Source organism: Paenibacillus sp. FSL R10-2778 (genome assembly GCF_038593035.1).
Classification (GTDB): domain Bacteria; phylum Bacillota; class Bacilli; order Paenibacillales; family Paenibacillaceae; genus Paenibacillus_AQ; species Paenibacillus_AQ odorifer.
Window position 1 is genome coordinate 415,875 of sequence record NZ_CP151956.1, and the last position, 23,364, is coordinate 439,238.

General features: G+C 48.6%; 18 protein-coding genes and 1 riboswitch. Of the genes, 13 read left to right on the forward strand and 5 right to left on the reverse strand.

Going from position 1 to position 23,364, the window contains the following annotated elements; all coding sequences use genetic code 11:
• Window positions 1-34: 34 nt before the first annotated feature.
• The 12 genes from NST40_RS01860 to NST40_RS01915 all read left to right on the forward strand — a co-directional run bounded on the left by NST40_RS01860 (window position 35) and on the right by NST40_RS01915 (window position 16,121).
• Window positions 35-1,495 carry a CoA-acylating methylmalonate-semialdehyde dehydrogenase gene (locus tag NST40_RS01860; RefSeq protein ID WP_076185626.1) on the forward strand — a complete coding sequence of 487 codons (1,461 nt, stop codon included), beginning with the start codon at window positions 35-37 and terminating at the stop codon, window positions 1,493-1,495.
• Window positions 1,496-1,521: 26 nt separating this feature from the next.
• Window positions 1,522-3,486 (forward strand): 3D-(3,5/4)-trihydroxycyclohexane-1,2-dione acylhydrolase (decyclizing), encoded by a 1,965-nt coding sequence (iolD, locus tag NST40_RS01865; protein ID WP_339246031.1) that lies wholly within the window; start codon window positions 1,522-1,524, stop codon window positions 3,484-3,486.
• Between the two features lie 39 nt (window positions 3,487-3,525).
• The gene (iolE, locus tag NST40_RS01870) at window positions 3,526-4,422 is read left to right on the forward strand and encodes a myo-inosose-2 dehydratase (protein WP_076185696.1); all 897 of its coding nucleotides are present in this window, start codon (window positions 3,526-3,528) and stop codon (window positions 4,420-4,422) included.
• A gap of 281 nt (window positions 4,423-4,703) precedes the next feature.
• Window positions 4,704-6,953 carry a helix-turn-helix domain-containing protein gene (locus NST40_RS01875; RefSeq protein WP_339246033.1) on the forward strand — a complete coding sequence of 750 codons (2,250 nt, stop codon included), beginning with the start codon at window positions 4,704-4,706 and terminating at the stop codon, window positions 6,951-6,953.
• A 376-nt stretch (window positions 6,954-7,329) separates the two neighbouring features.
• Window positions 7,330-8,940 (forward strand): extracellular solute-binding protein, encoded by a 1,611-nt coding sequence (locus NST40_RS01880; protein WP_076124659.1) that lies wholly within the window; start codon window positions 7,330-7,332, stop codon window positions 8,938-8,940.
• A 74-nt stretch (window positions 8,941-9,014) separates the two neighbouring features.
• Window positions 9,015-9,917 carry an ABC transporter permease subunit gene (locus NST40_RS01885; RefSeq protein ID WP_038568353.1) on the forward strand — a complete coding sequence of 301 codons (903 nt, stop codon included), beginning with the start codon at window positions 9,015-9,017 and terminating at the stop codon, window positions 9,915-9,917.
• Between the two features lie 25 nt (window positions 9,918-9,942).
• Complete coding sequence (locus tag NST40_RS01890) at window positions 9,943-10,815, forward strand: carbohydrate ABC transporter permease (RefSeq protein ID WP_038568356.1); 873 nt, start codon at window positions 9,943-9,945, stop codon at window positions 10,813-10,815.
• A gap of 34 nt (window positions 10,816-10,849) precedes the next feature.
• Window positions 10,850-11,800 (forward strand): TIM barrel protein, encoded by a 951-nt coding sequence (locus tag NST40_RS01895; protein ID WP_076275977.1) that lies wholly within the window; start codon window positions 10,850-10,852, stop codon window positions 11,798-11,800.
• Window positions 11,800-12,486, forward strand: a complete 687-nt coding sequence (locus tag NST40_RS01900; RefSeq protein WP_339246037.1) for a hypothetical protein — start codon at window positions 11,800-11,802, stop codon at window positions 12,484-12,486. Before NST40_RS01895 ends, NST40_RS01900 begins: the two co-directional genes overlap by 1 nt.
• A gap of 28 nt (window positions 12,487-12,514) precedes the next feature.
• Window positions 12,515-14,263, forward strand: a complete 1,749-nt coding sequence (locus NST40_RS01905) for a hypothetical protein (protein WP_341000972.1) — start codon at window positions 12,515-12,517, stop codon at window positions 14,261-14,263.
• Window positions 14,264-14,589: 326 nt separating this feature from the next.
• Window positions 14,590-15,198, forward strand: coding sequence for an RNA polymerase sigma factor (locus NST40_RS01910; RefSeq protein ID WP_076192703.1), 609 nt, complete (start codon window positions 14,590-14,592; stop codon window positions 15,196-15,198).
• Window positions 15,159-16,121 carry a hypothetical protein gene (locus tag NST40_RS01915; protein WP_342410365.1) on the forward strand — a complete coding sequence of 321 codons (963 nt, stop codon included), beginning with the start codon at window positions 15,159-15,161 and terminating at the stop codon, window positions 16,119-16,121. Before NST40_RS01910 ends, NST40_RS01915 begins: the two co-directional genes overlap by 40 nt.
• 402 nt (window positions 16,122-16,523) lie before the next feature.
• Here the strand turns inward: NST40_RS01915 and odhB are convergent, their stop codons facing one another.
• Entirely contained in the window at window positions 16,524-17,810 is a 1,287-nt protein-coding gene (odhB, locus tag NST40_RS01920; protein WP_076219722.1) for a 2-oxoglutarate dehydrogenase complex dihydrolipoyllysine-residue succinyltransferase, read from the reverse strand.
• A 52-nt stretch (window positions 17,811-17,862) separates the two neighbouring features.
• Window positions 17,863-20,730, reverse strand: coding sequence for a 2-oxoglutarate dehydrogenase E1 component (locus tag NST40_RS01925; protein ID WP_339246043.1), 2,868 nt, complete (start codon window positions 20,728-20,730; stop codon window positions 17,863-17,865).
• A 470-nt stretch (window positions 20,731-21,200) separates the two neighbouring features.
• A riboswitch (cyclic di-GMP riboswitch) is annotated at window positions 21,201-21,285 on the forward strand.
• A 27-nt stretch (window positions 21,286-21,312) separates the two neighbouring features.
• On the opposite strand from NST40_RS01925, the gene NST40_RS01930 reads away from it, so the two are divergent.
• A complete protein-coding gene (locus tag NST40_RS01930; RefSeq protein ID WP_232061118.1) occupies window positions 21,313-21,468 on the forward strand; it encodes an anti-repressor SinI family protein in 156 nt (51 codons plus the stop codon).
• 107 nt (window positions 21,469-21,575) lie between these two features.
• Here the strand turns inward: NST40_RS01930 and NST40_RS01935 are convergent, their stop codons facing one another.
• The 3 genes from NST40_RS01935 to NST40_RS01945 form a co-directional block, all read right to left on the reverse strand.
• Entirely contained in the window at window positions 21,576-21,905 is a 330-nt protein-coding gene (locus NST40_RS01935) for a helix-turn-helix domain-containing protein (RefSeq protein ID WP_036682795.1), read from the reverse strand.
• 169 nt (window positions 21,906-22,074) lie between these two features.
• Complete coding sequence (locus NST40_RS01940; RefSeq protein WP_036682781.1) at window positions 22,075-22,683, reverse strand: TasA family protein; 609 nt, start codon at window positions 22,681-22,683, stop codon at window positions 22,075-22,077.
• A gap of 90 nt (window positions 22,684-22,773) precedes the next feature.
• A complete protein-coding gene (locus NST40_RS01945; protein ID WP_076124645.1) occupies window positions 22,774-23,364 on the reverse strand; it encodes a signal peptidase I in 591 nt (196 codons plus the stop codon).

Here is a 23,364-nt window from a genome sequence, read left to right on the forward strand (position 1 = left end):
GGATCGCATTAATAGAGATGAAGGAGTGAGTAGAATGGCACAGCAAACCGTGCAAGTGCTGAACAACTATATTGACGGGCAGTGGGTAGAGGCGGCTACGGAGCACTCAGAAACGGTATACAATCCAGCGTCTGGAGAGGAGATGGCAAGGGTTCCGCTGTCCAGCAGAGTCGATGTTGATCGGGCGGTGGCGGCGGCAAAGGCGGCTTTTGCAGGCTGGTCCAAGACACCGGTGCCGCGCAGAGCGCGGATCTTGTTCAAATATCAGCAGCTGCTGGTGGACCATTGGGATGAACTGGCGAAGACGATCACGCTGGAGAATGGAAAAAGCTTCAAAGAGGCCTACGGAGAGGTGCAGCGCGGCATTGAGTGTGTGGAATTTGCGGCAGGTGCGCCGACGCTGATGATGGGCCGGCAGTTGCCCGACATCGCGACAGGCATCGAGTCTGGGATGTATCGCTATCCCATCGGTGTAGTAGGCGGGATCACACCGTTTAATTTTCCAATGATGGTGCCTTGCTGGATGTTCCCGTTGGCCATCGCCTGTGGGAATACCTTTGTGCTGAAGCCCTCCGAACGCACACCGCTGCTGGCAGCACGTTTGGTCGAATTGTTAGAGGAAGCCGGGCTTCCGAAAGGTGTGCTCAATCTGGTTAACGGTGCGCATGAGGTGGTAAACGGCCTGCTGGAGCATCCTGATGTGAAGGCGATTTCCTTCGTTGGCTCACAGCCAGTGGCCGAATATGTCTACAAGAAGGGAACGGCGTGTTTGAAGCGGGTTCAGGCGTTGGCAGGGGCGAAAAATCATTCTATTGTGTTGGCAGACGCGAACCTTGAGGCTTCAGCAACACAGATTGTCAACGCAGCCTTCGGCTCGGCGGGAGAGCGCTGTATGGCTTGCTCCGTGGTAACGGTGCAGGAAGAGGTTGCTGATGAGCTGATCTCCATCCTCCTGCGTGAATGTGAGCAGATGAACATCGGCGATGGTTTGGACGACGACACGTTTCTTGGGCCGGTTATCCGCCAAAGTCATAAAGACAAAACGGTCGCTTATATTGAACAAGGCATGGCCGAGGGTGCTAAGTTGCTAAGAGACGGCCGGGCGGATGCTGCGGTGCAGGGACAGGGTTATTTTATCGGCCCAACGTTGTTTGATGGAGTGACCCGGGAAATGAAAATCTGGCAGGAGGAAATTTTCGCGCCTGTCCTGGCAGTGATCCGTGTCAAGGATGTAGAAGAGGCGATTGAAATTGCCAATACCTCTCGTTTTGCCAACGGGGCTTGTATTTTTACGAATGACGGCGGGAAAGTGCGCTATTTCCGGGAAAATATCGAGTCAGGCATGTTGGGTGTCAATGTCGGAGTGCCAGCCCCGATGGCCTTTTTCCCTTTCTCCGGCTGGAAGGATTCCTTCTATGGCGATCTGCATGCGAATGGAAGCGACGGGGTTGAATTTTATACACGCAAAAAAGTCGTCACTGCCCGCTGGCAGTAACAAAAACGGCGAAAGGGAGGTTTCACGTGGATACGATTAGATTAACGACGGCGCAGGCGCTGGTGAAATTTCTGAACCAGCAATATGTGGACTTTGGCAATGGACCGGAGCGTTTTGTACACGGTATATTCACCGTTTTCGGCCATGGCAATGTACTTGGACTGGGGCAGGCACTTCAGGAAGCGCCGGGTGAGATGACGGTCTATCAGGGGAGGAATGAGCAAGGAATGGTGCATGCGGCGACTGCCTTTGCCAAGCAGAGCCGCAGACGGCGAATCATGGCCTGCACCGCTTCGGTAGGACCGGGTTCAGCTAATATGCTGACAGCCGCTGCCACTGCGACGGCGAATCAGATTCCCGTGCTGCTGCTCCCCGGCGATACCTTTGCCACCCGTCAACCGGATCCGGTACTTCAGCAAATGGAGCACACCTACAATCTGTCGATAACGGTCAACGATGCCTTCAAAGCGGTGAGCAAATATTGGGACCGGATTTATCGGCCAGAGCAGCTGATGACGGCATTGCTGAACGCGATGCGTGTGCTGACTGATCAGGCAGATACCGGGGCAGTTACGATTGCGCTGCCGCAGGATGTGCAAGGGGAGGCCTGGGACTACCCACTTGAGTTCTTCCGCAAGCGCATCCACCGGATCGTTTCCCGTACTCCGCATCCGGATGAGCTTGCTGCGGCAGCTGATCTTATTGCCAGCAAACAGCGACCTCTGCTGGTCTGTGGGGGTGGAGTCCGGTATGCGGATGCAGGAATGGAATTACGTGCGTTTGCGGAGAAATTCGCCATCCCATTCGGTGAGACGCAAGCTGGAAAAAGCGCCGTGGCAAGCGACTGTGCCTACAATCTCGGTGGCATAGGAGTTACCGGGAATGGCTGTGCCAATGCGCTGGCCACAGAAGCGGATCTGGTGATCGGTGTGGGTACCCGGTTTACGGACTTCACGACAGGTTCGAAGAGTTTGTTCGCCCATCCCGAGGTGGAGTTCCTGACAATTAACGCTTCCCTTTACCATGCCTCCAAGCTGGATGCGCTGGCTGTGGTCTGTGATGCTGCCGAAGGTCTTAGGGCGCTGTCTGCTACGTTGGAGAAGCGCGGTTACCGCACCGCTTATACAGATGAAATTGTAGTGGCAAAAAAGGCATGGGAAGTGGAAAGAAAGCGTCTATCTGACGTGGAGTATACGGTGAATCAGGAGGCAGATCGTCCAGATCGTTCTTCAGTTTCCTTCGTGCCGGAAGTTGCCGGACATCTTGATGAGAAGCTATCTGAATATGCGGCGAAGTTGAACACTTCGCTGGCGCAAACACAGGTACTAGGGATCCTCAATGAATATCTTCCGAAAGACGCCATTGTGATAGGAGCCGCAGGCAGCTTACCGGGCGACATGCAGCGGATGTGGAATTCCACTGTGCCGGATACTTACCATATGGAATATGGCTTTTCGTGTATGGGGTATGAAATCTCCGGTGCACTCGGTGTGAAATTGGCGGAGCCGGACCGGGAGGTATATGCATTGGTGGGCGATGGCAGCTATCAAATGCTGCATTCGGAACTAGTGACGAGCCTTCAGGAGAACAAGAAGATCAACGTCATTCTGCTGGATAACATGGGGTTCGGCTGCATCAACAACCTGCAGATGGAGCAAGGACTGGATAGCATGGCGACTGAATTCCGCTACCGGGGCCCGGAAGGTCAGCTGAGCGGCGAACTGATAGGCATAGATTATGCAGCAAGTGCCGCGGGATATGGAGTGAAGACCTTTCGTGCGTCAACGGTTGAGCAGCTGCGTGACGCTTTGAGGGAGGCTCAGCTGCAGGATCGTTCCACCCTAATTGACATTAAGGTGCTGCCCAAGACAATGACACATGGTTACGGAGCATGGTGGAATGTTGGTGTTCCAGAAGTATCCGGCAGTGAAGCCGTTCGGGCTGCCCACGAGCAGAAGCTTGAACAGCTTGGAAAGGCCCGCAGTTATTAGTATTAGTAATACTGTGAAACGGAAGGGGTAGAATCGATGATGTTCAAAGAACATGCGGTCAAGCTGGCGATTGCTCCTATCGCTTGGACTAATGATGATATGCCTGAACTGGGAAAAGACAATACCTTTGAACAGTGCATTAGCGAAATGGCGCTTGCCGGGTTTCAGGGAAGCGAGGTGGGCAACAAGTATCCACGCTCTCCGGAACGGCTGCACCGGGCACTGGAGCTTCGTGGACTTGAGATTGCCAGCGCTTGGTTCAGCGCATATCTAACTGTGCGGCCATATGAGGAGACAGTGGAGGCTTTTTGCGCGCATCGTGATTTTTTATATGAGATGGGTGCGAAGGTGATTGTCGTCTCAGAGCAAGGGCGGAGTATTCAGGGACAAATGGATACGCCGCTATTTGCTAATAAACCTGTATTCACAGAAGCGGAGTGGGCCGCACTTGCCGATGGACTGGGTGGGCTTGGCCGGCTGGCTGCTGAAAAAGGTATGGCGCTTGTATACCATCATCATATGGGGACAGGGGTGCAGACTGGGGCCGAAATTGCTAAGTTAATGGAGCTCACGGAACCGGAAGAGGTGTCTCTGCTGTTCGATACCGGTCATCTAGCTTTTGCCGGTGAGAATCCCTTAGAGGTGTTGCGCATCCACTTACCTCGGATTAAACATGTCCATTTAAAGGATATACGTCCGGAGGTTGTTCAGCGTGTGCTGCGGGATCAGCTCAGTTTTCTCCAGGCTGTAAAAGCGGGCGCATTCACCGTACCTGGCGATGGATGTATATCCTTTGCGGAGATTTTCAGCGAATTGGCAAGTTACTCTTATACGGGATGGTTTGTAGTGGAAGCGGAGCAGGATCCGGCACTTGCCGATCCGCTGGAATATGCGATCAAGGCGCGCCGTTATATCAGAGATCTGAGTGGTTTATAGGCCGAGGAGGACTACCACTAGGTGCTTGGCGGCTGCTCGGACAGATTTATATGCGGGGGTTCACGGCTATGGCTGTGCGCACCTCGCCTTTTTAATGAGCAGGTGTAAAATACGAATGGCTTCGTTGGTCGGGTTCATGTTGTATGTGTTATAATGGCAGCAAATTAGGCGGAAGAGTTTCCATTTCCATGATGGTGCAGCCAAATATCTATGAACTACTCGTGCATTAACGGCTGAACCGTGGCCGGGTATCCTAACGGTTGTACAGAGGGGGTTATCTATTGTTCCGTTCCTGGTATCGCCGATTGCTGCTGTCCTACTTTCCTATTTTTTTGCTTACTGTGACGATACTGATTTTTGCCTCTTTTGTATTTATTAATGATATTTCACGAATGGAAACTAAAAAAGCGGACCGTATCACCGCCAGTTATCTTATGGATAATGTGGACCGAACGATCAAGGAAGCTGAACTGTCAGTGCTGGAGGCTGCTGAACGCAGCGATGCTTATAAACGTTATTTTAACAATCATGGCCAGATTGATATGGCGACCGTCTACGCTGTTGCCCAGAATCTACGCAACCTGACGCGTGAATCGCCCTATATTCAGTCCATCTATCTTTATGACAAGAGAAATGAAAGCGTTTTAACAGAAACTGGATTAAAGGACCTTTCAGGATTTGTAGACGAGGATTGGATTGGCCGCATCACCTCCGGCTCTTTATCGGAAGGCTGGCAGCCTGTTAGGGAATACAAAGATGAATTTCAGCGTACGTCTATACGTGTGCTTACCATAAATAAAGGTATGCCGCTGCCCTTCGGCTCGGAGGGAGTGCTCGTAATTAATCTCAAAATGAGCGGAATGGAACAGATCGTTGACGGTATGGTCAATGAACAGTTGTCCTTTCTGACCATATTTGGTGCAGATGGACAGGTGGTCTATCAGGCGCATTCGGACAGTGAAGGTGCCAAGAATGGGAAGCAGTTGAACACTTTATATATGGAAAGGCTTGGCTGGACGTTTACCAGCGGGATCAAAACGGGCAGTCTATTCAGCTGGGTGTCAGTGATTTCTTACCTTTGGGTAGCTATTGCCTTAGGTACGGTTGTGTGCGCGATTTTTTACCTGATCTATGTTACGCGGCGGAACTATAAGCCAATTCAGGTGATTATGAACCGGATTGAAGGTCATCAAATTCGCAAGCTGGACCAATCCAGCGACAGACCGGACGAAATGATGCTCATTGACGGGGTGCTGGAAGATCTAATCAACCATATGACGGATTATGATAAGAAAAGCAGAGAGAATTTGCTGTTACAGCGCAGCAAGCTTTTCAACGATCTCTTGCAAAGTGAGCGGTTGGACAATGTCGTCCAGCGGATGGAAGAGCTGTCGCCGCTCTCCGGAGCTCATTCCACAACCCGCTTTATGGTTGTGCTAAGCGAAATCAACCGCTACGACAAGGTTTTTCAAGATCGGTATACAAGGGGAGATCAGAACACGCTTAAATTTGCCCTGATGAATGTCTTTCAAGAATTGGCGCGGAGTGCGGAATTGCAAGCTTGGGCGGAGTGGATAGGGACTGACCGGGCGGCAATTCTCTTCCTGACCACAGGAAGTGATGAAGAGATGGCAGAGAAAATCCGTGTATTCGCTGAGGACTGCCACACCTGGGTGGAGCAGAACTTGCGCCTCTCCTTAAGCTTCGCTATCGGGCCAGTGGCGGCTGGGCCAGGGGAGATCCGGGATTCCTATGCGGCAGCGGAGAATGTGATGCAGCACAAGCTTTTAATGCACGAAGACATTGCTTTAACGGAATTTGGAGAAACGCGCCAGCCGCTTCTTGAGACATTCAAGTATCTACAAATGATTGCCGAGTTTGTTAAGCAGTTCCGGATGTCGAGCGGCCAATGGCGGGAACTGCTGGAAGGTGTTTTTGATGGTTTTAAACAGGATTATTTACAAGATGATGATATTCGCTCTCTAATTCAGGCCATGCTACAGATGCTGAGCCGGGAAGTGGCTGTCATGTCTGAGCAGCTGCAGGATGAGCTGTCAGCAGAAAATGCGGAGAAGCAGCTGAAGCGGCTGGAAGAGGCAGAATCCATAGATGAAATGAAGGAGATTTTGTTTGAGTATTTGACTGATTTATTCCGCACTTATGTTTCTGTCAGTGAAACTAAAAGCTACCGGGCGATGGTAACCGAGATGAAGAATTATATTGAAGAGAATTTTACAAATCCCGATCTTTCCCTAAAGCATTTGAGCGACCGGTTTCAGGTATCCGGCAAATATGCCAGCTATCTATTTAAAACAGAATTTAAAATGAAATTTGTTGATTTTCTTACAGAGCTACGCATGAAGGAAGCCGAAAAGCTTTTAGTGGAAACGGAATGTTCGCTGCAGGATATCGCACTTCAGGTGGGGTATGCGAATGCAATTACATTCGGCAGGGTATTCAAACGAGTATTAGGAATCACGCCGGGTGACTACCGTTCTTTAAAGCGCGGGCGCGGGACCTCCAGACTATAGCTGCCGACTTTATTAATCCAATAGCACGTGAACAATAGTTTTTATAACCGCATCTGTGCACGCCAACCTCTATGATGAGGGCGCGAACACCGATGCGGTCTTTATTTTCACACTTTTGAAAGCGGTTTATTCTACGAAAATGGTTGTATGGATAAACCGGAAGTCCGATTTTGCTGGGATATGAGCATCCGAAAGAGGTTTATTGTCAGACTGCCGAAATTCATGAAATACTGTGGGCATCCAGAACAACAAGCGACCCAGTAGCACGGCAGTAAAAAGCATCACGTGATATGGATTCCGCTGGGGATGGATAGAGTTAAGGCTAGGGGATCATAAATACACCATTAAAGCCTGCAAGGGCGAAGGGGATGGAAAAATGACAGTGAACGTACATCAAGGAGTTCTGAAGAAAGCAATCGGGATCGGATTAACCGCAATAATGGGCGTTTCTCTGCTAGCAGGCTGTTCCAATGATTCTAAAAACAACACAGCATCCGAGGGTGCCCCAGCCGGCGAAAGTGCCAAGCGCGTTACATTAAAGGTGGAAGTGTTTGACCGCGGCAACAGCCCAGCCCCTCATACCATTACCAATAACTACTTAACTAAACTAGTGCAGGAAAAGTTCGGAGATCCGAATAACATTGATGTAGAATTTGTACCTATCCAGCGTTCTGAGGAAGTTACCAAGCTGAATGTTTTGATGGCGAGCAATACGGATGTGCCCGATATCGTATTTACGTATGATTCCAGTGTGTTTTATCGGTATGCCCAGCAAGGTGGCTTGACTGATGTCGGAGAAATTCTCGATGAATATGGCCCGAATCTGAAAAAGTTTATTGGCGAGGATACGCTGGCGTTCGGCCAGCTTGAAGGTCAGCAGTATGCGATCCCTGGTAAACGGGCGATCACAGGCCGTTATAGCTCCTACATCCGTCAGGATTGGTTAGATAAATTAGGACTGCCTGTGCCAACGACGACCGATGAGCTGTACACTACTTTGAAAGCGTTTAAAGAAAAGGATCCGGGCAATCTCGGCAGCAAAAACATCCCGATGGGCATGGCACTGGCACCAGCCCAATTCGAGACGTTGATTTTCTCTTTCATGAAGCCGATCAGCGGCGATCTGACCTACAGCCAACGTTATGAGCTGCCGCTGCATGAGGGCTTTAAGGATGCCCTGCAATTTCTTAATAAGCTCTACAATGAAGGGATGATCAGTAAGGACTTCAGTCTGGACGAGGATAAAACACAGTTGGCCAAGGATATCCAGAACGGCAATGTAGGCTACTGGTCGGAGGATGTGGATGTCTTGTTCTATGCCGATGGTACCCTGGATAATCTCTACAAAAATGTAGAGGGAAGCAAGGTGCTGCCGGTAGACGTCTTAACCAACGCCAACGTTGATAACAAGCACATTAAATCCCGGTATGCCTCCAACGGCATGTACATCATGATTCCGAAGAGTAGTAAACGCGCCGTGGAAGCCGTTAAGTATCTCGATTGGATGGCTTCGGATAATAATCTGATTGATATCCAAAATGGCGTTGAAGGTGAAAACTACGACCTGGTAGACGGTATTCCAGTGGCCAAAACAGATGTTTCCCAGGAGTTCGCCGATCGTCTATTTAATGCTGGCGACATGGCCATTATCTCCAACGGCAAAAACATCGGTGATCAGGCCACTAATGAAAAAGCATGGGCGCTGGGCTTTCCGGAACGTAACCGGGAGATGCTGACTCAATCTATCGCTATCGCCAACGCTGACACGGTGGGGCCGCTCGTCTTCGGCAAGCCGATAGAAGCGGAATCGCAATATGGCACAACGCTCAAAGATAAGCTCAACGTAATTATTGTAAAGACGGCAATGGCCAAACCAGAGCAGTTTGAAGCGGTTTACGAGCAGGAAATGAAAGATTACATGACTTTGGGCGGAACCAAGCTGAAAGAGGAACTGGAGAAGTCGTTTAAGGAACTTTCGGCTCAATAAACAAATATATAGTGAAAACCGGGGGGAGATGGTGCTGCGCTCCACCCGGTTTTTCTCCTTAGGAGGAAAACGACTTGAGCAAAGCGACATACTTTAGACGGTATTGGCAATTGTACGCGCTGCTTTCGCTGCCTATTATTTATTTCCTGATCTTCCGCTATGGTCCGATGTATGGTGTGCAGATTGCTTTTAAGGATTTCAATTTGTTTCAGGGGATTGGAGGCAGCGAGTGGATTGGCTTTGATGCGTTCCGCGAGGTTTTTGGAATGAGAGAGTTCTACACCACCTTGCGCAATACCTTTATGCTGAATTTTCTGGATTTACTTGTCTCTTTTCCGGCTCCGATTATCCTGGCGATTATGCTGTTCGAAATTCGTTCGGTGTGGTTCAAAAAAATATCGCAGACAATTTTGTATATCCCCCACTTTATTTCCTGGGTGATCATCGGGGGGATCGTATATCAATTGTTCGGCAACCAGTCCGGTATGGTGAACGGTGTGCTGGAGAGCTTAGGCCTTACTCCCATCCCGTTTCTGACTGAAAAAAATCCGTGGCTGATCACTTATTTATTCACAGGCGTCTGGCAAAGTGCCGGTTGGGGGACTATCCTTTATCTGGCGGCGTTAACCGGTGTCAACCGAGAGCTGTTTGAAGCTGCTGAAGTGGATGGAGCGACAAGGCTGAAGAAAATCCGCTACATTACGCTTCCTAGCATAAAACCAACCATCGTGACGCTGCTTATCCTCAATCTGGGAAAGATGGTCAGCATCGGCTTTGACCGCCCTTACATTATCGGTAACACTGCTGTGCGTGAGTATTCTGATGTGCTCAGTACCTTTGTGTACCGGGTGGGTCTAGAATCCGGACAATATACGTTGGCTACTGTAGTCGGATTGTTCCAGGCCGTGGTGGGACTGGTGTTTATTTTTGGCTCCAACTATATTTCGAAAAAAGTGACCGGAGACGGTATTTTATGATAAAGAAAGAAGGAGGCGGAGTGCTATGAGTGAACGTACCTCAAACCGGATATTCGATATCGTCAATATAACGTTTGTTGCCTTGTTCGTTTTGTTCTGCTTGGCTCCGTTTTTGCATGTGATTGCCGTGTCGCTTAGTTCCAACCGGGCAATTACTTCTGGAGAAGTAACGATTTTCCCCATTGAATTGAACTGGAATGCATACATTAATGTTTTTTCCAATAATGCGATGATCCGCTCTCTTGTCTTTACGGTTATTCTGACGTTTGCCACAACGGTGCTGTGTATGCTTTTCACTGTGGCAGCAGCTTATCCGCTGACCAAAAGAAAATTGAAGGGCCGTAAATTTTTTATGTATCTGATCGTTATCACTATGTTTTTCAGCGGCGGTATTATTCCTGAATATTTGTTGATCCGTGATTTGCATTTGATTAATTCGGTCTGGTCGCTTATCCTGCCAGGTCTGGTCAGCCCCTTTAACCTGATTATCCTGATCTCCTTTTTCAATAACATTCCTGCCAGCCTGGAGGAATCGGCCGAAATCGATGGCAGTTCCCATCTTCGTACCCTGATGAGTATTATATTGCCGCTATCCATGCCGGTTATGGCCACATTGGCGCTTTTCTACGCAGTGGGAAGGTGGAACGGCTTTCAGGATTCTTTGATGTATATCAATAATCCGGATTTGTATCCGCTCCAGCTCAAGCTGTTCCAGATGGTGCAGAACAACATGGTATCCGAACTGACACAAATGGAAGGTGCCAACCGGACCCCACTGACACCAGAGAGCCTAAAAGCGGCCACCGTTATCTTTGCAACAGTACCGATCCTTGCCGTATATCCATGGCTGCAGAAATATTTTGTCAGCGGTGTAATGCTTGGTGCCGTAAAAGGTTGAACCGTAAGCTGTAACAAGGGAGGAGAAAATAATTATGGAGGACAAAGGCATGTTTTCGTTCTCAACTTGCTGGAATATTAAGCGTCATTCCATCGGCAGTGAAATGCTGCGGGAAATCCGCGATCTGGGCTTTCAGCGAGTGGAGCTGAACTATAATGTGACTAAGGAAATGCTGGAAACGATCGAGCCGATGCTTGAGCGGGGGGAGGTGGGGATCTCCAGTGTCCACAACACCTTCCCGCATGTGCAGGACTCCGATTATGGCACAGATTCCGTGCTGCTGGGTTTTGAGGATGAGGAGAAGCGGCAGCGGGCGATTGAGCTGCTGATTGGCTCGGCTAAGTATGCTCAGCGTTACGGAGGAGAAGCTGTTGTTGTGCATCCCGGTGAGGTACCCTTTCCAAATGATATCAGCAAAGAGCTGGAGCAGATTTATAACGGAGAGGGTAGAGATTCTAACGCTTATCGCAGCAAATGGGCGGAACTGATGGAGCGGCGGGAAGCCTATAGCGCCGGCTATGTGCAGAAAATTATTGAAAGCCTAGATGAAGTATGTAACCGGGCAGTTTCTGAGGGGATAAACGTACGCTTTGGTATCGAAACACGTTCCAAACCGCAGCAGATTCCGACGCTTGCGGAAGCCAAAATGATTATTAAGGCGCTAAAAGGAGCGCCTGTGGGCATATGGTATGACACCGGGCATGCCATTATGATGGACCGTTTGGGTTTGTACGACAGTGTGGGGGAAATGGAAGGTCTGATGGATGATATTGTAGGTGTTCACATTCATGAGACTATCGGTCTGTCTGATCACTGGTGCCCTTATGTAAACAGCGGGAATATGAAATTCTATGATGCTTATCTGCCGATGATTGAACGGGCGCGGGTCAAGGTGTATGAGTTGAAGGCAGCTTGCCAGCCGGAAGAAATTGATGAAAGTCATCAGCTGCTTATGGCCAAGTTGGCGCGTAGAGGACAGGTCTGATGTTGAACGATGAAGACCGTAGGTTAGCTATGAAGTATGCTCCGCGCTTATTATTCGATCAGAACGAGCCATTTTTTCCGGTACGTCTCGGTATAACGGTGATGCGGCAGGAGGAAGAGTCTCCTTCCTTCCGGCGCCGTCTAGCTGTGAACCGTCCGGATGTGCTGGCCGTTGTGGAATACGCGATTTATTACGATTATGATATTCAGCATTTATATGATCTGGAGCATGTGTGGGTTTACATCGGTAGAGACGGGGAAGTGGTGGATGCCGAAGCGAGCTTTCACGGGAAATTCCTTAAAGCGCTGCTGCGCGGGGGCAGCAATCTAAGCGGGACACGGGTGGACCTCTATGTCCAACCCGGCAAGCATGCTCTTGCCCCGTTCCCTGAAGTCTTTGAGCTGTTACCGGGATTCGCATCCAGTACACAGGATGGAGCAGGTGCGGAGGGTCTGATTTATGGCGACTTTTTTCACGGCATTCTGGCGTCCGATGGAGAAACTGACCGTCTTGTCCACCGTTATCTGAAAACCTGCCGGTTCACGCCTTCCCTGTCCTATTCGTGCTGGGAATATGCGGACCGGGAGGAATTGTTCGTTTCTTGGAATCAACTGTTCACGGAAATTCCTGAACGTATCCGACGAGAGCTGGCGCGGCTTCAGCTCATGTTACCACCCAGACATTGAGCAGATTGTTAACATGGAGGGAAGTATAATGTACAAGCAACTGGTAGCCAGTAATGATAGAGCGGCAGTGGAGGGATTATCCCGGCAGGTGCTTGATCCGACGAGCCGCTATTATGGAGGGACAATAGATCCGGGTACTGGCGTTGCCTGGGTTAATCATACGACCGGCACACCAACCGATATGTGTTATTGGGGAGCGGCTCTGGTTAACCCGGATTCCGCATTCTACCGTGATGAGCTGCTGCTGGCCCGCCTGCTGCTGGCGACGGAGTTCGTGCTGCGTTCACAACATGAGGATGGCTCGATCTCTCCGGGCTGGACGAACTATCATTCTCCCCCGGATACAGCCTTTGTCATCGTCGGCTATGCTCAGCTATACCAACTGTTGGCGTCGCAGGATTGGGCGCCACTGCAACAGGTGCTTGATAATATGCTCTTGTTTCTTAAGCGAACTATTCCCGTCATGCTTACAGGGGGCTGTCACACGCCGAATCACCGTTGGGTATTGTGTGCAGCACTGGGGTTTCTGCATGAACTGTTCGGACTGGAGGAGGCTGTCCAACGGGCGGATCAGTGGTTGGCTGAAGGGATGGATATTACACCTGATGGAGAATGGACGGAGCGCAGTAACGGTATTTATAGTGCGGTCAGCGACATCATGCTGATTCATGCCGCTCGTCTGCTGGATCGGCCGCAGTTGCTGGAGCCAGTTCGTCTGAATTTACACATGATGGTCTATTTGGTGCATCCTAAGGGCGAAGTTGTGACCGATTATTCTGGACGCCAGGATCTGGGGAGCTTTCACGACCTGTCTCCATATTATTTACCGTACGCTATTCTGGCCCGTTCCGATAAGGAGCCATTGTTTGCGGGGATGGCCGAATGGGCAGGCAGAGCACTGGAAAATCCGGGGGTCTGCTCTGTTAACGTACTTGTACGTATGCTGCTGGAGCCGGAGCTTCAGCAACCTTTTGAAGATTCGGCAGCTCTGCCTGTAAAATATGAGAAAATACTGAACGGCGATTTTCCGCGACACGGCTATCTGCAGGATATGGAGAAGTCCGGCCATCAAGGGCGAATTTACCACAGCCGGCTGCATACTGATTTCGGAGCACCGGTTGTGCGCTACAGGGACGGGAACACTAGCGTGACCTTAATCACGGAGACGCCGTCTTTTTTTGCACTCCGTCACGGTGCCGTCAGGCTGCTTGCAGTGCAACTGGCTTCTTACTTTAATCCGGGCTATATCCCGATGCAGAAAATGATCAAACTACCTGACGGATACCACCTGTCAGGAGAACAAAAGAAGGGTTATTACGGTCCTGTAGAAGGTGAACTGCTTCCACCAACATCTGGGGAGCCAGTAAGCCCTTGGTATCTGCTACCGCATCAGAGCCGCGCACTTACGCATGAACAGACATTCCGTGTGGAGACGGAGGTTCAACGCACGGACAGAGGGTGGACCCTCCGGTTGCATGCTGAGGAACCTACAGAGGTTATGACACAGCTGTCTTTTATTTTTGGACGGGAAGGATGTTTCACATCGGGTGAATTGCAGGCTGTCGGAGAGGACCATTATCTCTGGAACGGCGGTAACCTCCGCTATAGTTGTGAAGAGGACTGGATTGAACTGACAGGGGGCGAGCTTGGCCATCTGGCGGCTACGGTGCGTGAGGCGAAGCTACAGGATAACTGCAAGGCGGTGTTGGTCAATTTTATGACCCCGTTCGATAAGACGATTACGATCACTCTATCTCCTTCCATGATAAGAGAGTAACCTTTGCAACAATTTACAATTTAGCAGACGTTGACGTTACACCTCAGTCTTAGAATAATAAGCCTTATTAAAAAACCTTCCATTAGAAGCAAACCTGGAGTTATCAGGTCTAATGGGAGGTTTTGTTATGCATCTGCTAAGCATAGACTCACCAGATTTTAACCGTGCATAATGGTATAAGTAAGAAATCCGGGGACACCAGCCGTCAGTGATTCAAACATTCTCCGAAGCCGTGACTGTCAGCTTTTATAAAATTTCCTTTAGTTTGGTTTACATAGGCACTTTTTTCGGTGGTCAAGTGTTATAGAGATATAAGGGTTAAGGAGGTGCTTACATCGCCACAGGATTCGCTAGACTCGACAGAGTTGGAAGAGCTAATCGTTAGGATTCAAAAGGGAGATTCCGAGCAGTATGCTTTAATTGTCAGGTCATTCCAAAAGCCGATCTATCGATATTGCTATCGTTTGTTAGAAAACAAGCAGGATGCGGAGGACGCGGTTCAGGATATTTTGGTAAAGGGTTATCAATCTATCCGGCAATACAAATCGCAAATGCATTTCTCGGCATGGCTCTATCGTATCGCATATCATCATTGCTTAAATCTGCTGCGCAGGCGTCGTCTGCATAAGCAAGTCATGCGTATTTTTCGTCCGGAAGTACTGTCTGCAAGTCCTGAACAGGAGCTGGATGCTCGGTTGTATAGTCCTTCATTGTCTGCGGCTTTAGCGGGATTGTCGCTTGAGGAGAGAAACATGCTTATTCTGCGGGTGTTTGAAGAACAAACTTATGCAGAGATAAGTGAGATTCTAGGGGTCAGTCCCAATGCGCTAACTAAAAGAATGAATCGGATCAAGCTAAAGGTTCAGGAAGCTATGAAGTCAGAGGAGGAGATCACATGGAAAGAAACAAAATCAGCAATGAATACCAAGATATAATTTATGCCTCGGCGGGCAATGAACTTTTGGATGAGGTAGATGTAGAAGATAAGGTCATGGGGCGTATTACTGGCATAACAGGTCGAAAGCGATCGTTCTCGCTGAGGGTGATGAATAAAACAACGGCAGTGGCCAGTATGTTAACGCTGTTTCTGCTGATTTCTGTGACTGCGTATGCTGCGTCTGAATATATCCAAATCCGCAATAGTGAAGGAGTAGTGAAGGTCCAACATGTTGCGCCGACTGAATCTGCAGAAAGGGCTTCTTATGATAAATATGCGCAGCAAGCAGAAGAGTTCGCTAAACCGGGTGAATTGATCGCTTATCTTGTGAAAAATAAAGCAGGTGCAGCAGGCTTGGCGACAGAATTGCAGTTTAAGTATAAAGAGCAGCGGATAGATGCGTATTCTGATTTTTTAAAAGAAATCAAAAGAACAGGGGCGCCAATGCTTCCCGAAACGGCAGCGGGGTACGCTTTTAAATATGGTGTAATCCATCCTAATTCTCCGACTACGGATACAGCTAAGCCAGGTTCTCTGTATAAGGAAACATTAAATGATCTTACCGCTCAGGCAAATAAGGACAAGGGGACCCGCAATTTGTTTATGAAGGCTATACCGTGGTCCGAGCCAGGGGGGCTAAGTGTAACATATTCGAAGAACAATGCTTTTATAGGGATCTCAGCAACGCTCATGCATGGCGGCAAGGTTTTCGTGGAACAAACGCCTGAGAATCAAGCTAATAAGCTCACAGTTGCAGGGACAGAAGTTATCTATAACAAGGTGGTAAGGGAAGAAGTCTGCTATGATTATCTGAACTGGTATAACGAGAAGCAGGATGCGTATTATACACTCACCAGCTATGGAGATAAGATTTTGACCCAGGAGCAATTTTTACAGCTGGCTGAGGAGCTATTGAAGTAGAGTTTTGAAGTTTGAAGTTTGAAGTTAGAAGTTTGAAGTTAGTAGTGTGTAGTTTGATGTTTGATGTTTGATGTTAGTAGGTGCATGTGCATGCGCTAAGTTAGTTGTATTATGTGCAATTAAAGTTCACCAATAGCTGTATATAGGCCCTTTAGTTGTATTTGATGCAGCTATTACTGGTTAAATTAGTGGAAATAGACGTTTTTACGGATTTTAGTTGTAGAGAATGCAATTAGAGAAGAGGCTATGAGCGGATCAGAAATAAATAAGTGTATAAAATACAGTTAAATCGTATGCAGGGAAGGCTGAAATTGGATCCAGATATAAAAAAAGGTATCCCCAAAGCGAGAGCTGTAGGGATACCTTCTTAATATTCTTATATCTTCGAAAATTCGAAGAGCGTTAGCCTTCTAGCAGTAGTGCTTCCGGATCTTCCAGCAATTCCTTCACTTTGACCAGGAAGCTTACCGCTTCAGAGCCGTCAACGATCCGGTGATCATAGGAAAGGGCGATGTACATCATTGGACGGTTTACGGTTCTTTCTTCGTCCAGCGCGATCGGACGCAGTTGGATCTTATGCATCCCTAGAATACCCACCTGTGGTGTATTCAGAATCGGTGTCGATAACAAGGAGCCGAATACGCCACCGTTGGTGATGGTGAATGTTCCGCCTTGCAGCTCGGAGAGGCTGAGCGTATTGGCACGTGCTTTGGAAGCGAGCTCGCCAATCTGGCGCTCGATTTCCGGGAAGCTGAGCCGATCCGCATCACGGACTACGGGAACTACAAGTCCTTCTTTCGCTGCAACAGCAATACCGATGTCGTAGAATTTCTTAACGACCAGATCTTCACCGTCGATTTCGGCGTTCAGCAGTGGATAGGTTTTAAGCGCACCGATCACGGCTTTGGTGAAGAAGGACATGAAGCCTAGTCCAACTTCATGTTTTTCTTTAAATGCATCCTTGCGGCGCTTGCGGATGTCGAGGATCGCTGTCATGTCCACCTCGTTGAAGGTGGTAAGCATGGCCGCGGTCTGCTGCGCTTCGACCAAGCGGCTGGCAATCGTGAGCCGTCTGCGTGACATGCGCTTGCGCTCCACGTTTTTGCCCTCGTCCGGCGTGGCTTTGCCCGCTGCCGGCTTCGCTGGTTCCGGCTTGCCTTGCGGCGCCGGAGCTACCGGTGCAGCGGCCTGCGGCGCTGCTGCACCATGACCGGACACATCGGCCTGACCAATCCGGCCGATAGGATCACGGGCGCTAACCTCGCCGAGGTCGATGCCGCGCTCCCGTGCCAGCTTGCGTGCGCCCGGCGATGCCAAGGCAGCATGGCTGTCGCCACCTGCTGCAGGCACTTCGGGCGCAGCTACAGGCGCGGCGGCTGCAACTGCGTTGCCGCCTGCCGGAGCCGCTTTAGGCGCTTCGGCTTCGCTTTCAGCGGCCCGTGGCGTACTGCCGCTTGCGGCTCCAATGATACCGATGGCTTCGCCAACGGCTACGTTCTCGCCCGCTTGACGCAGGATGGTGGAGATGACACCCTCCACCTCTGCACTAATTTCCAGATTGACTTTATCCGTTTCCAGCTCAGCAAGCACATCGCCTTGACCTACCGTGTCGCCTTCTTTAACCAGCCATTTGTAGATGGTTCCTTCGGATATGGATTCTCCCAGATCGGGTACTAAGATTTCTGACACAGGCCGTTTCCTCCCCAAACATAATGGTTTACGCTATTGTGATACCGTCCTCTTAAGAGGACGGTACAGCCGCTTGTACGTTCGAATTTGATTTTAGGGCTTCTGTTACAATTCTACGTTGTTCGAAGCTATGCACATCTGCATAACCACTGGCCGGGCTGGAACGTTCCGGACGGCCGATATATCTTACGCCGGCATTTTTCGGTGCGATGGCGCGTAACCGAGGCTCACTATAGCTCCAGCCGCCCATATTTTTCGGCTCTTCTTGCACCCAGACAATTTCCTGAAGGGAGCTGAAGGAGTTTAAATGTTCGCTTAACTCTTGTTCCGGGAACGGATAAAGCTGCTCTAGGCGAAGAACATGCAGCCATGACCAATCCTTATCCGGTGCTGCTTCCAGTTCTGTTTGGATGTCGATAGCGACTTTACCGCTGCAGACTACGAGCCGTTTAACTTCACTTGGTTTCTGGCCAAGCAAAGATTCAGCTAATACAGGCTTGAATTGTCCTGAAGCCAGCTCGGTTCCGGCAGAAGTGCTGCGCGTATTCCGAATGAGACTTTTCGGCGTCATAATGACTAGCGGTCTAGCATCTTCCTGCCCGCATAACGCTGCTTGGCGCCGCAGCAGATGGAAATATTGCGAAGCGGTAGTCAGGTTAGCGACCGTCCAGTTCTCCTCAGCGGATAGCTGCAAGAACCGTTCCAGCCTACCGCTGGAGTGCTCAGGTCCCTGTCCTTCGTAGCCATGCGGCAGCATGATGACGAGATTGCTGCGCTGTGTCCATTTGGCGCGTCCAGCGGCAATGAACTGGTCAAAAATAACCTGACCCGCATTGGCGAAATCACCATACTGTGCTTCCCAGATTACGAAGGTTTCCGGTGCAAACACATTATAACCATATTCAAAGCCTAATACTGATGCCTCTGACAATGGACTGTTGTATACGCCAAAGGAGGCACGGGAATCGCTTAGCTGATGCAGAGGAGAGAATAAATCTCCTGTTTTACTGTCGTGCAGCACCAGATGGCGATGTGCGAAGGTTCCGCGCTGGGCATCTTGACCGCTCAGTCGGATGGGCGTTCCATTTTTCAGAATGGTAGCGAAGGCTAATGTTTCAGCCAGTGCCCAGTCGACCTTTTCACCCTCATTCAGTGCATCTTTACGACGTTGTAAAATGCGCTCCAGCTTCGGATAAACCTGGAATCCAGCAGGAACCGTCAACAGTTCACGATTGATCTCCTGCAGGCTGGAGATGGATACCGCTGTAGTGTTTGCCGCTGCGCGGTCCGTTTGTAGAGGAATGAAGGCTTTGGGTTCTTTTTTCTTATGATTGCCTTCCTTCATAGTATCGTACGCACGCTGCAATACGCTTTCTGCTTCAGCATTCATCCTTTGTACGTCTTCGGCGGTAAGAACCTTTTCGTTTTTCAGTCTCTCTGCATAGACCTTGTAGACGGTTGGATGATTGCGAACCTTACCGTAGACAATAGGTTGTGTGGTTTCAGGATCATCCATTTCGTTGTGACCATGACGGCGGTAGCCGATGAGATCAATTACGAAATCTTTTTTGAATTGATGGCGGTATGCGCTAGCTAAACGTACAGCTGCTACGCAGGCTTCTGGGTCATCAGCGTTGACATGGACTATTGGGATTTCATACCCTTTGGCGATGTCACTCGCATAATGCGTAGAACGGGAATCTTCACTTTCAGTCGTAAAACCAATTCGGTTATTAACAATGATATGGATCGTCCCACCATTTTGATAACCTTGAAGTTTGCCGATATTAAGCGTTTCTGCAACAATGCCTTCACCTGGAAAAGCAGCATCGCCATGCATCAGCACCGCCATAGCTTTACTGGTATCAATCTTCGGCAGTCCTGCAGTGCTCCGATCTTCTTGTGCGGCACGAGTGAAACCTTCCACAACAGGATTGACGAATTCCAAGTGACTTGGGTTATTCGCTAGTGTTATTCTTGTGCGTACGGTTTCTCCTTCACGGACAGCACGGTCTGCACCGAGATGGTATTTCACATCACCTGTCCAACCATAGTTAATGCCTGTGGAGCCTTCGGAAGGGAAAAGCTCCTTGTTCGGAGAATGATGAAACTCTGAAAATATGATATCATAAGGTTTGCCCAAAATATGTGCAAGAACGTTGAGGCGGCCGCGATGCGCCATGCCCATCAAAATATGCTCCGCACCGTCATGTGCAGCAGCACGTACGATTTCATCTAACATCGGCACAAGAGCATCATTGCCTTCAAGACTGAAACGCTTCTGACCTACAAAAGTCTTGTGGAGGAAGGTTTCAAATTGCTCTACCTGAATCAGGCGGTTCAGGAGCTCTTTGCGTTCTGTATTATTTAGGGGTGCTGGTGAGCTGGTGGATTCTGCCTGCCTATTTAGCCATTGCAGTTCTTTTTCTTCATGCACATGCCCGAATTCATAGGCGATAGTCTTGGTGTATGCCTGACGCATACGTTGCACGGCATCCCATCCGGTATGCACATCATTCGGCGCATTTTCCCATATAAGCGTGGCAGGCAGTGCGATCAGGTCTTCGCGGGTCAGCCCATAGGTTTCAAGCTCAAGATATTTTGCCATGGGATTCTGATCGCGTACCAGCGGATCAATTTCAGCGGCCATATGGCCATATATACGAATATTGGCGATTAGCTTGGAAGCTCTTACTGCTTTTCTAAGCCATTCGGTGTCTCCCGAGATGCGCGGCTGAGGAGCCGGTTCGCTATCCGGAGTTAGGGGAGGAGGTCCCGAATTTGTAAAAAGCTCGCGATAATTATTTTCTACGGTGGAGGGATCTTTCACAAACTGTTCATATCTTTCTTGAATGTAGCCTAAATTGGGTCCGTAATACTTACTCCAAATGGATTCGTTATAGGGCTCTTTGGCTGCCATGAATACATCCTCCTTAACGGATGAACTCCATACGTGACATTTTGTGTCAACGCTTACTGGAGCTGTGATGATTGCGGTTTCATTTCTCATCTTATTGTGCTACTTTCGGCCACTGTAATCAATTCATTCTTTCGTCCAATACGTTCGCAAAATGGTATGGGTTAGCTTGTTCTAATGAAAAGAAGGGTGTTTCTTCTCATTACCCATTCTAAAGGCCTATTAAAATGATTCTATTATCCTTATTTTTAACTATTAGGTCAGTAAATATTTATTTTGCTAGTACAATTTATTTTATGTAACGGACGAGTATCGTGATAATCGGACAAGATCTTTGAAAAAAAATCTTTTATTTTTCGTTTTTAAAATAGAAAGTAACCAGGAATCGACACACTTTTCCGCTTTCTTTTTGTATAATGTTATTGCAGATAGTAATTTTATAGTTTTTTAAGTAGATCCTTTCGTGAAAAGGGTCCAGTAAAAGGTAAACTTGCCGAAAGGCAGGGGCACAAAGTCGCGGGTCTAAGGTAGAGATACTATGACAGCCGGATTGCCTGGGGACGTAAAATCTTAGGGGGAGATTTTTTGGAAAAGTCCAACCAGGGTAGCAACAGAGAACAGCAGTTTATTGATCTGGATCAAGAGTGGGTACATTTATTATTAGCAGCTAAGAAGGCTGGCATTAAGGCAGATGAAATCCGCCAGTTCTTTCATGAGAAAACTGTGCAGATCGTGCAGTAATACATTAGAGGGGTTACATATCGAAAAAGGGCACAGCGGTTCTTCGCTGTGTCCTTTTTCGGTATGATTTAGTAGAAGAGAGGATCGTACCAGATTAGTAGGAAGTATTAATCCTTTTGATCGAGCTTCCATTTCTGATAGTCCAGAAATTCTTTGAATTCGCGTTTGCTAATGCCTGAGTCCATAGCTTCCTGCACCAATCGGAACCATTCCGAATCTAAATGTGATTCCTCTGCATCATTGGGTTCTCCATAGAGTAGGGCATGAATGGATACCTGAAGCGCGTCAGCGATTTTTTCGATAAACTGGATGGATGGATTGGATTGGATGTTTCTCTCCACGTTGCTAAGATACGACTTAGCCACATCTGCTCTGTCCGCAAGCTCAGATAGGGAGAAACCCTTGTCTAGGCGGAGCTGCTGGATACGTTGGCCCATATTCTGTGGCACTATGCTGACGCCCCTCCGTAATTTTTGTTATTAGTATAGCAAATATCAATAAATCGGACAAAGTTTATTGTAAAGAGAAGAGCAGCAATCTGCTTATCCGTGGCCGGATTCAGGATCTGCTGCTCTTCGAGTATTTTATTAAATTACTTTATTGATCTTAGTAGTCTTTTTTCGCACCTTGTTTAGCTACGAAATCCCAAGTCAGTGTTAAGCTATCGCCTTGGAAAATATTTTGATCTTGGTTATTTTCCACAAATTCGAATTGGACGGAGAAGCTGTCGTTGGTACCGGCTTTAATACCGGATGCTTCGGTAAAGAGTTGATCCCAACCTGTATTTTTTACGAGATCCGGATGCTGACTTTTTAAAGCAGCAAGTGTAGTCTCATAAACTACATTTTCAGGAGAGACGATAGGTACTCCTTTATCATTATTTCTAAGGAATTTAACTTTAATGAACTCGGCTAAATCCAGGTAGTTATCTCCTTTAGCATCCGTGATTTGAGTCGATGTATTCAGAATAATAGATCCGATATCGAGCGAACCATCGTTTTTCAATTTGAAGGATTTAGTTACCGTATCACCTGGTTTCAGGTTAGGAATATTAACGATGACAGAAGGGTCGGAGTTCAGATCGAGCGTGCCCGCTGCGAATGTAGCTGTGCTTTGCGCAGTGTCGCTAAAGTATGCGAAGGTTCCTCCGCCGATTAATGATAAACCCAGTGCTGCAGATGCTACGCCAAGACCCAATGTTTTCTTGATACCCATAATAAAATTCCTCCTCAAATTTGTGTTTGAATTTTTTATAAAATTTATATATTGTATCTTCCGGTTCGTAAGCGGAAGTGGACAATCAACTTAGGGCTGTGTTTCTGTTGGGGGCGGTGACGCTGGCAGTAGGGCAGCATTTTTCTTTTCTAATGCAGCTACAGCCTTCCAAGAGGTATACAGAGCATAGAGCAGAAGCATCAAGCCAGGCACGATCATGAGGACTACACTTCCAGCTTTGGAAACCGCGAAATTCATAGCGTAACCGACATAGGGTACAGTGACCCCGGTATACTGAGCTACAACATTCACAGAACTGGTAGGGTTCATGTCGGGCGCGTCGTTGTTATCGCCTTTAGTGCGATAAACAGCTTCACCAGTAGCGTTATTGACGGTCGCTTCTACAATCCGGTGAGTAATGAGCAGATTATCTTCATTCCTAAAGGTGATGACATCGCCTGGTTTGAAACGATTCATATCCCCTCCGGGTTTTAATGCGACAATTGAGCCTGTCTGAATTCCTGGTTCCATCGATCCTGAGAGTACGGTTTTGATCTCATATCCGAAGAAAGCAGGTTCACCGCCGGAGGCCTTGGATAACACTACGGCTGCCACCAGCAGAATAAAGATCACAAGCATTAAGCTCGATAGGGTATTATTGATAATTTTTTTAATTCGCAT

Bases quoted from the DNA above. Each gene is read 5' to 3' on its own strand.
- NST40_RS01915 (WP_342410365.1), top strand. From the start codon at position 15,159: ATGGAAAGAAACAAAATCAGCAATGAATACCAAGATATAATTTATGCC.
- NST40_RS01880 (WP_076124659.1), top strand. From the start codon at position 7,330: ATGACAGTGAACGTACATCAAGGAGTTCTGAAGAAAGCAATCGGGATC.
- NST40_RS01945 (WP_076124645.1), bottom strand. From the start codon at position 23,364: ATGCGAATTAAAAAAATTATCAATAATACCCTATCGAGCTTAATGCTT.
- NST40_RS01925 (WP_339246043.1), bottom strand. From the start codon at position 20,730: ATGGCAGCCAAAGAGCCCTATAACGAATCCATTTGGAGTAAGTATTAC.
- NST40_RS01860 (WP_076185626.1), top strand. From the start codon at position 35: ATGGCACAGCAAACCGTGCAAGTGCTGAACAACTATATTGACGGGCAG.
- NST40_RS01895 (WP_076275977.1), top strand. From the start codon at position 10,850: ATGGAGGACAAAGGCATGTTTTCGTTCTCAACTTGCTGGAATATTAAG.
- NST40_RS01890 (WP_038568356.1), top strand. From the start codon at position 9,943: ATGAGTGAACGTACCTCAAACCGGATATTCGATATCGTCAATATAACG.
- NST40_RS01935 (WP_036682795.1), bottom strand. From the start codon at position 21,905: ATGGGCCAACGTATCCAGCAGCTCCGCCTAGACAAGGGTTTCTCCCTA.
- iolE (WP_076185696.1), top strand. From the start codon at position 3,526: ATGTTCAAAGAACATGCGGTCAAGCTGGCGATTGCTCCTATCGCTTGG.
- NST40_RS01905 (WP_341000972.1), top strand. From the start codon at position 12,515: ATGTACAAGCAACTGGTAGCCAGTAATGATAGAGCGGCAGTGGAGGGA.
- NST40_RS01940 (WP_036682781.1), bottom strand. From the start codon at position 22,683: ATGGGTATCAAGAAAACATTGGGTCTTGGCGTAGCATCTGCAGCACTG.
- NST40_RS01900 (WP_339246037.1), top strand. From the start codon at position 11,800: ATGTTGAACGATGAAGACCGTAGGTTAGCTATGAAGTATGCTCCGCGC.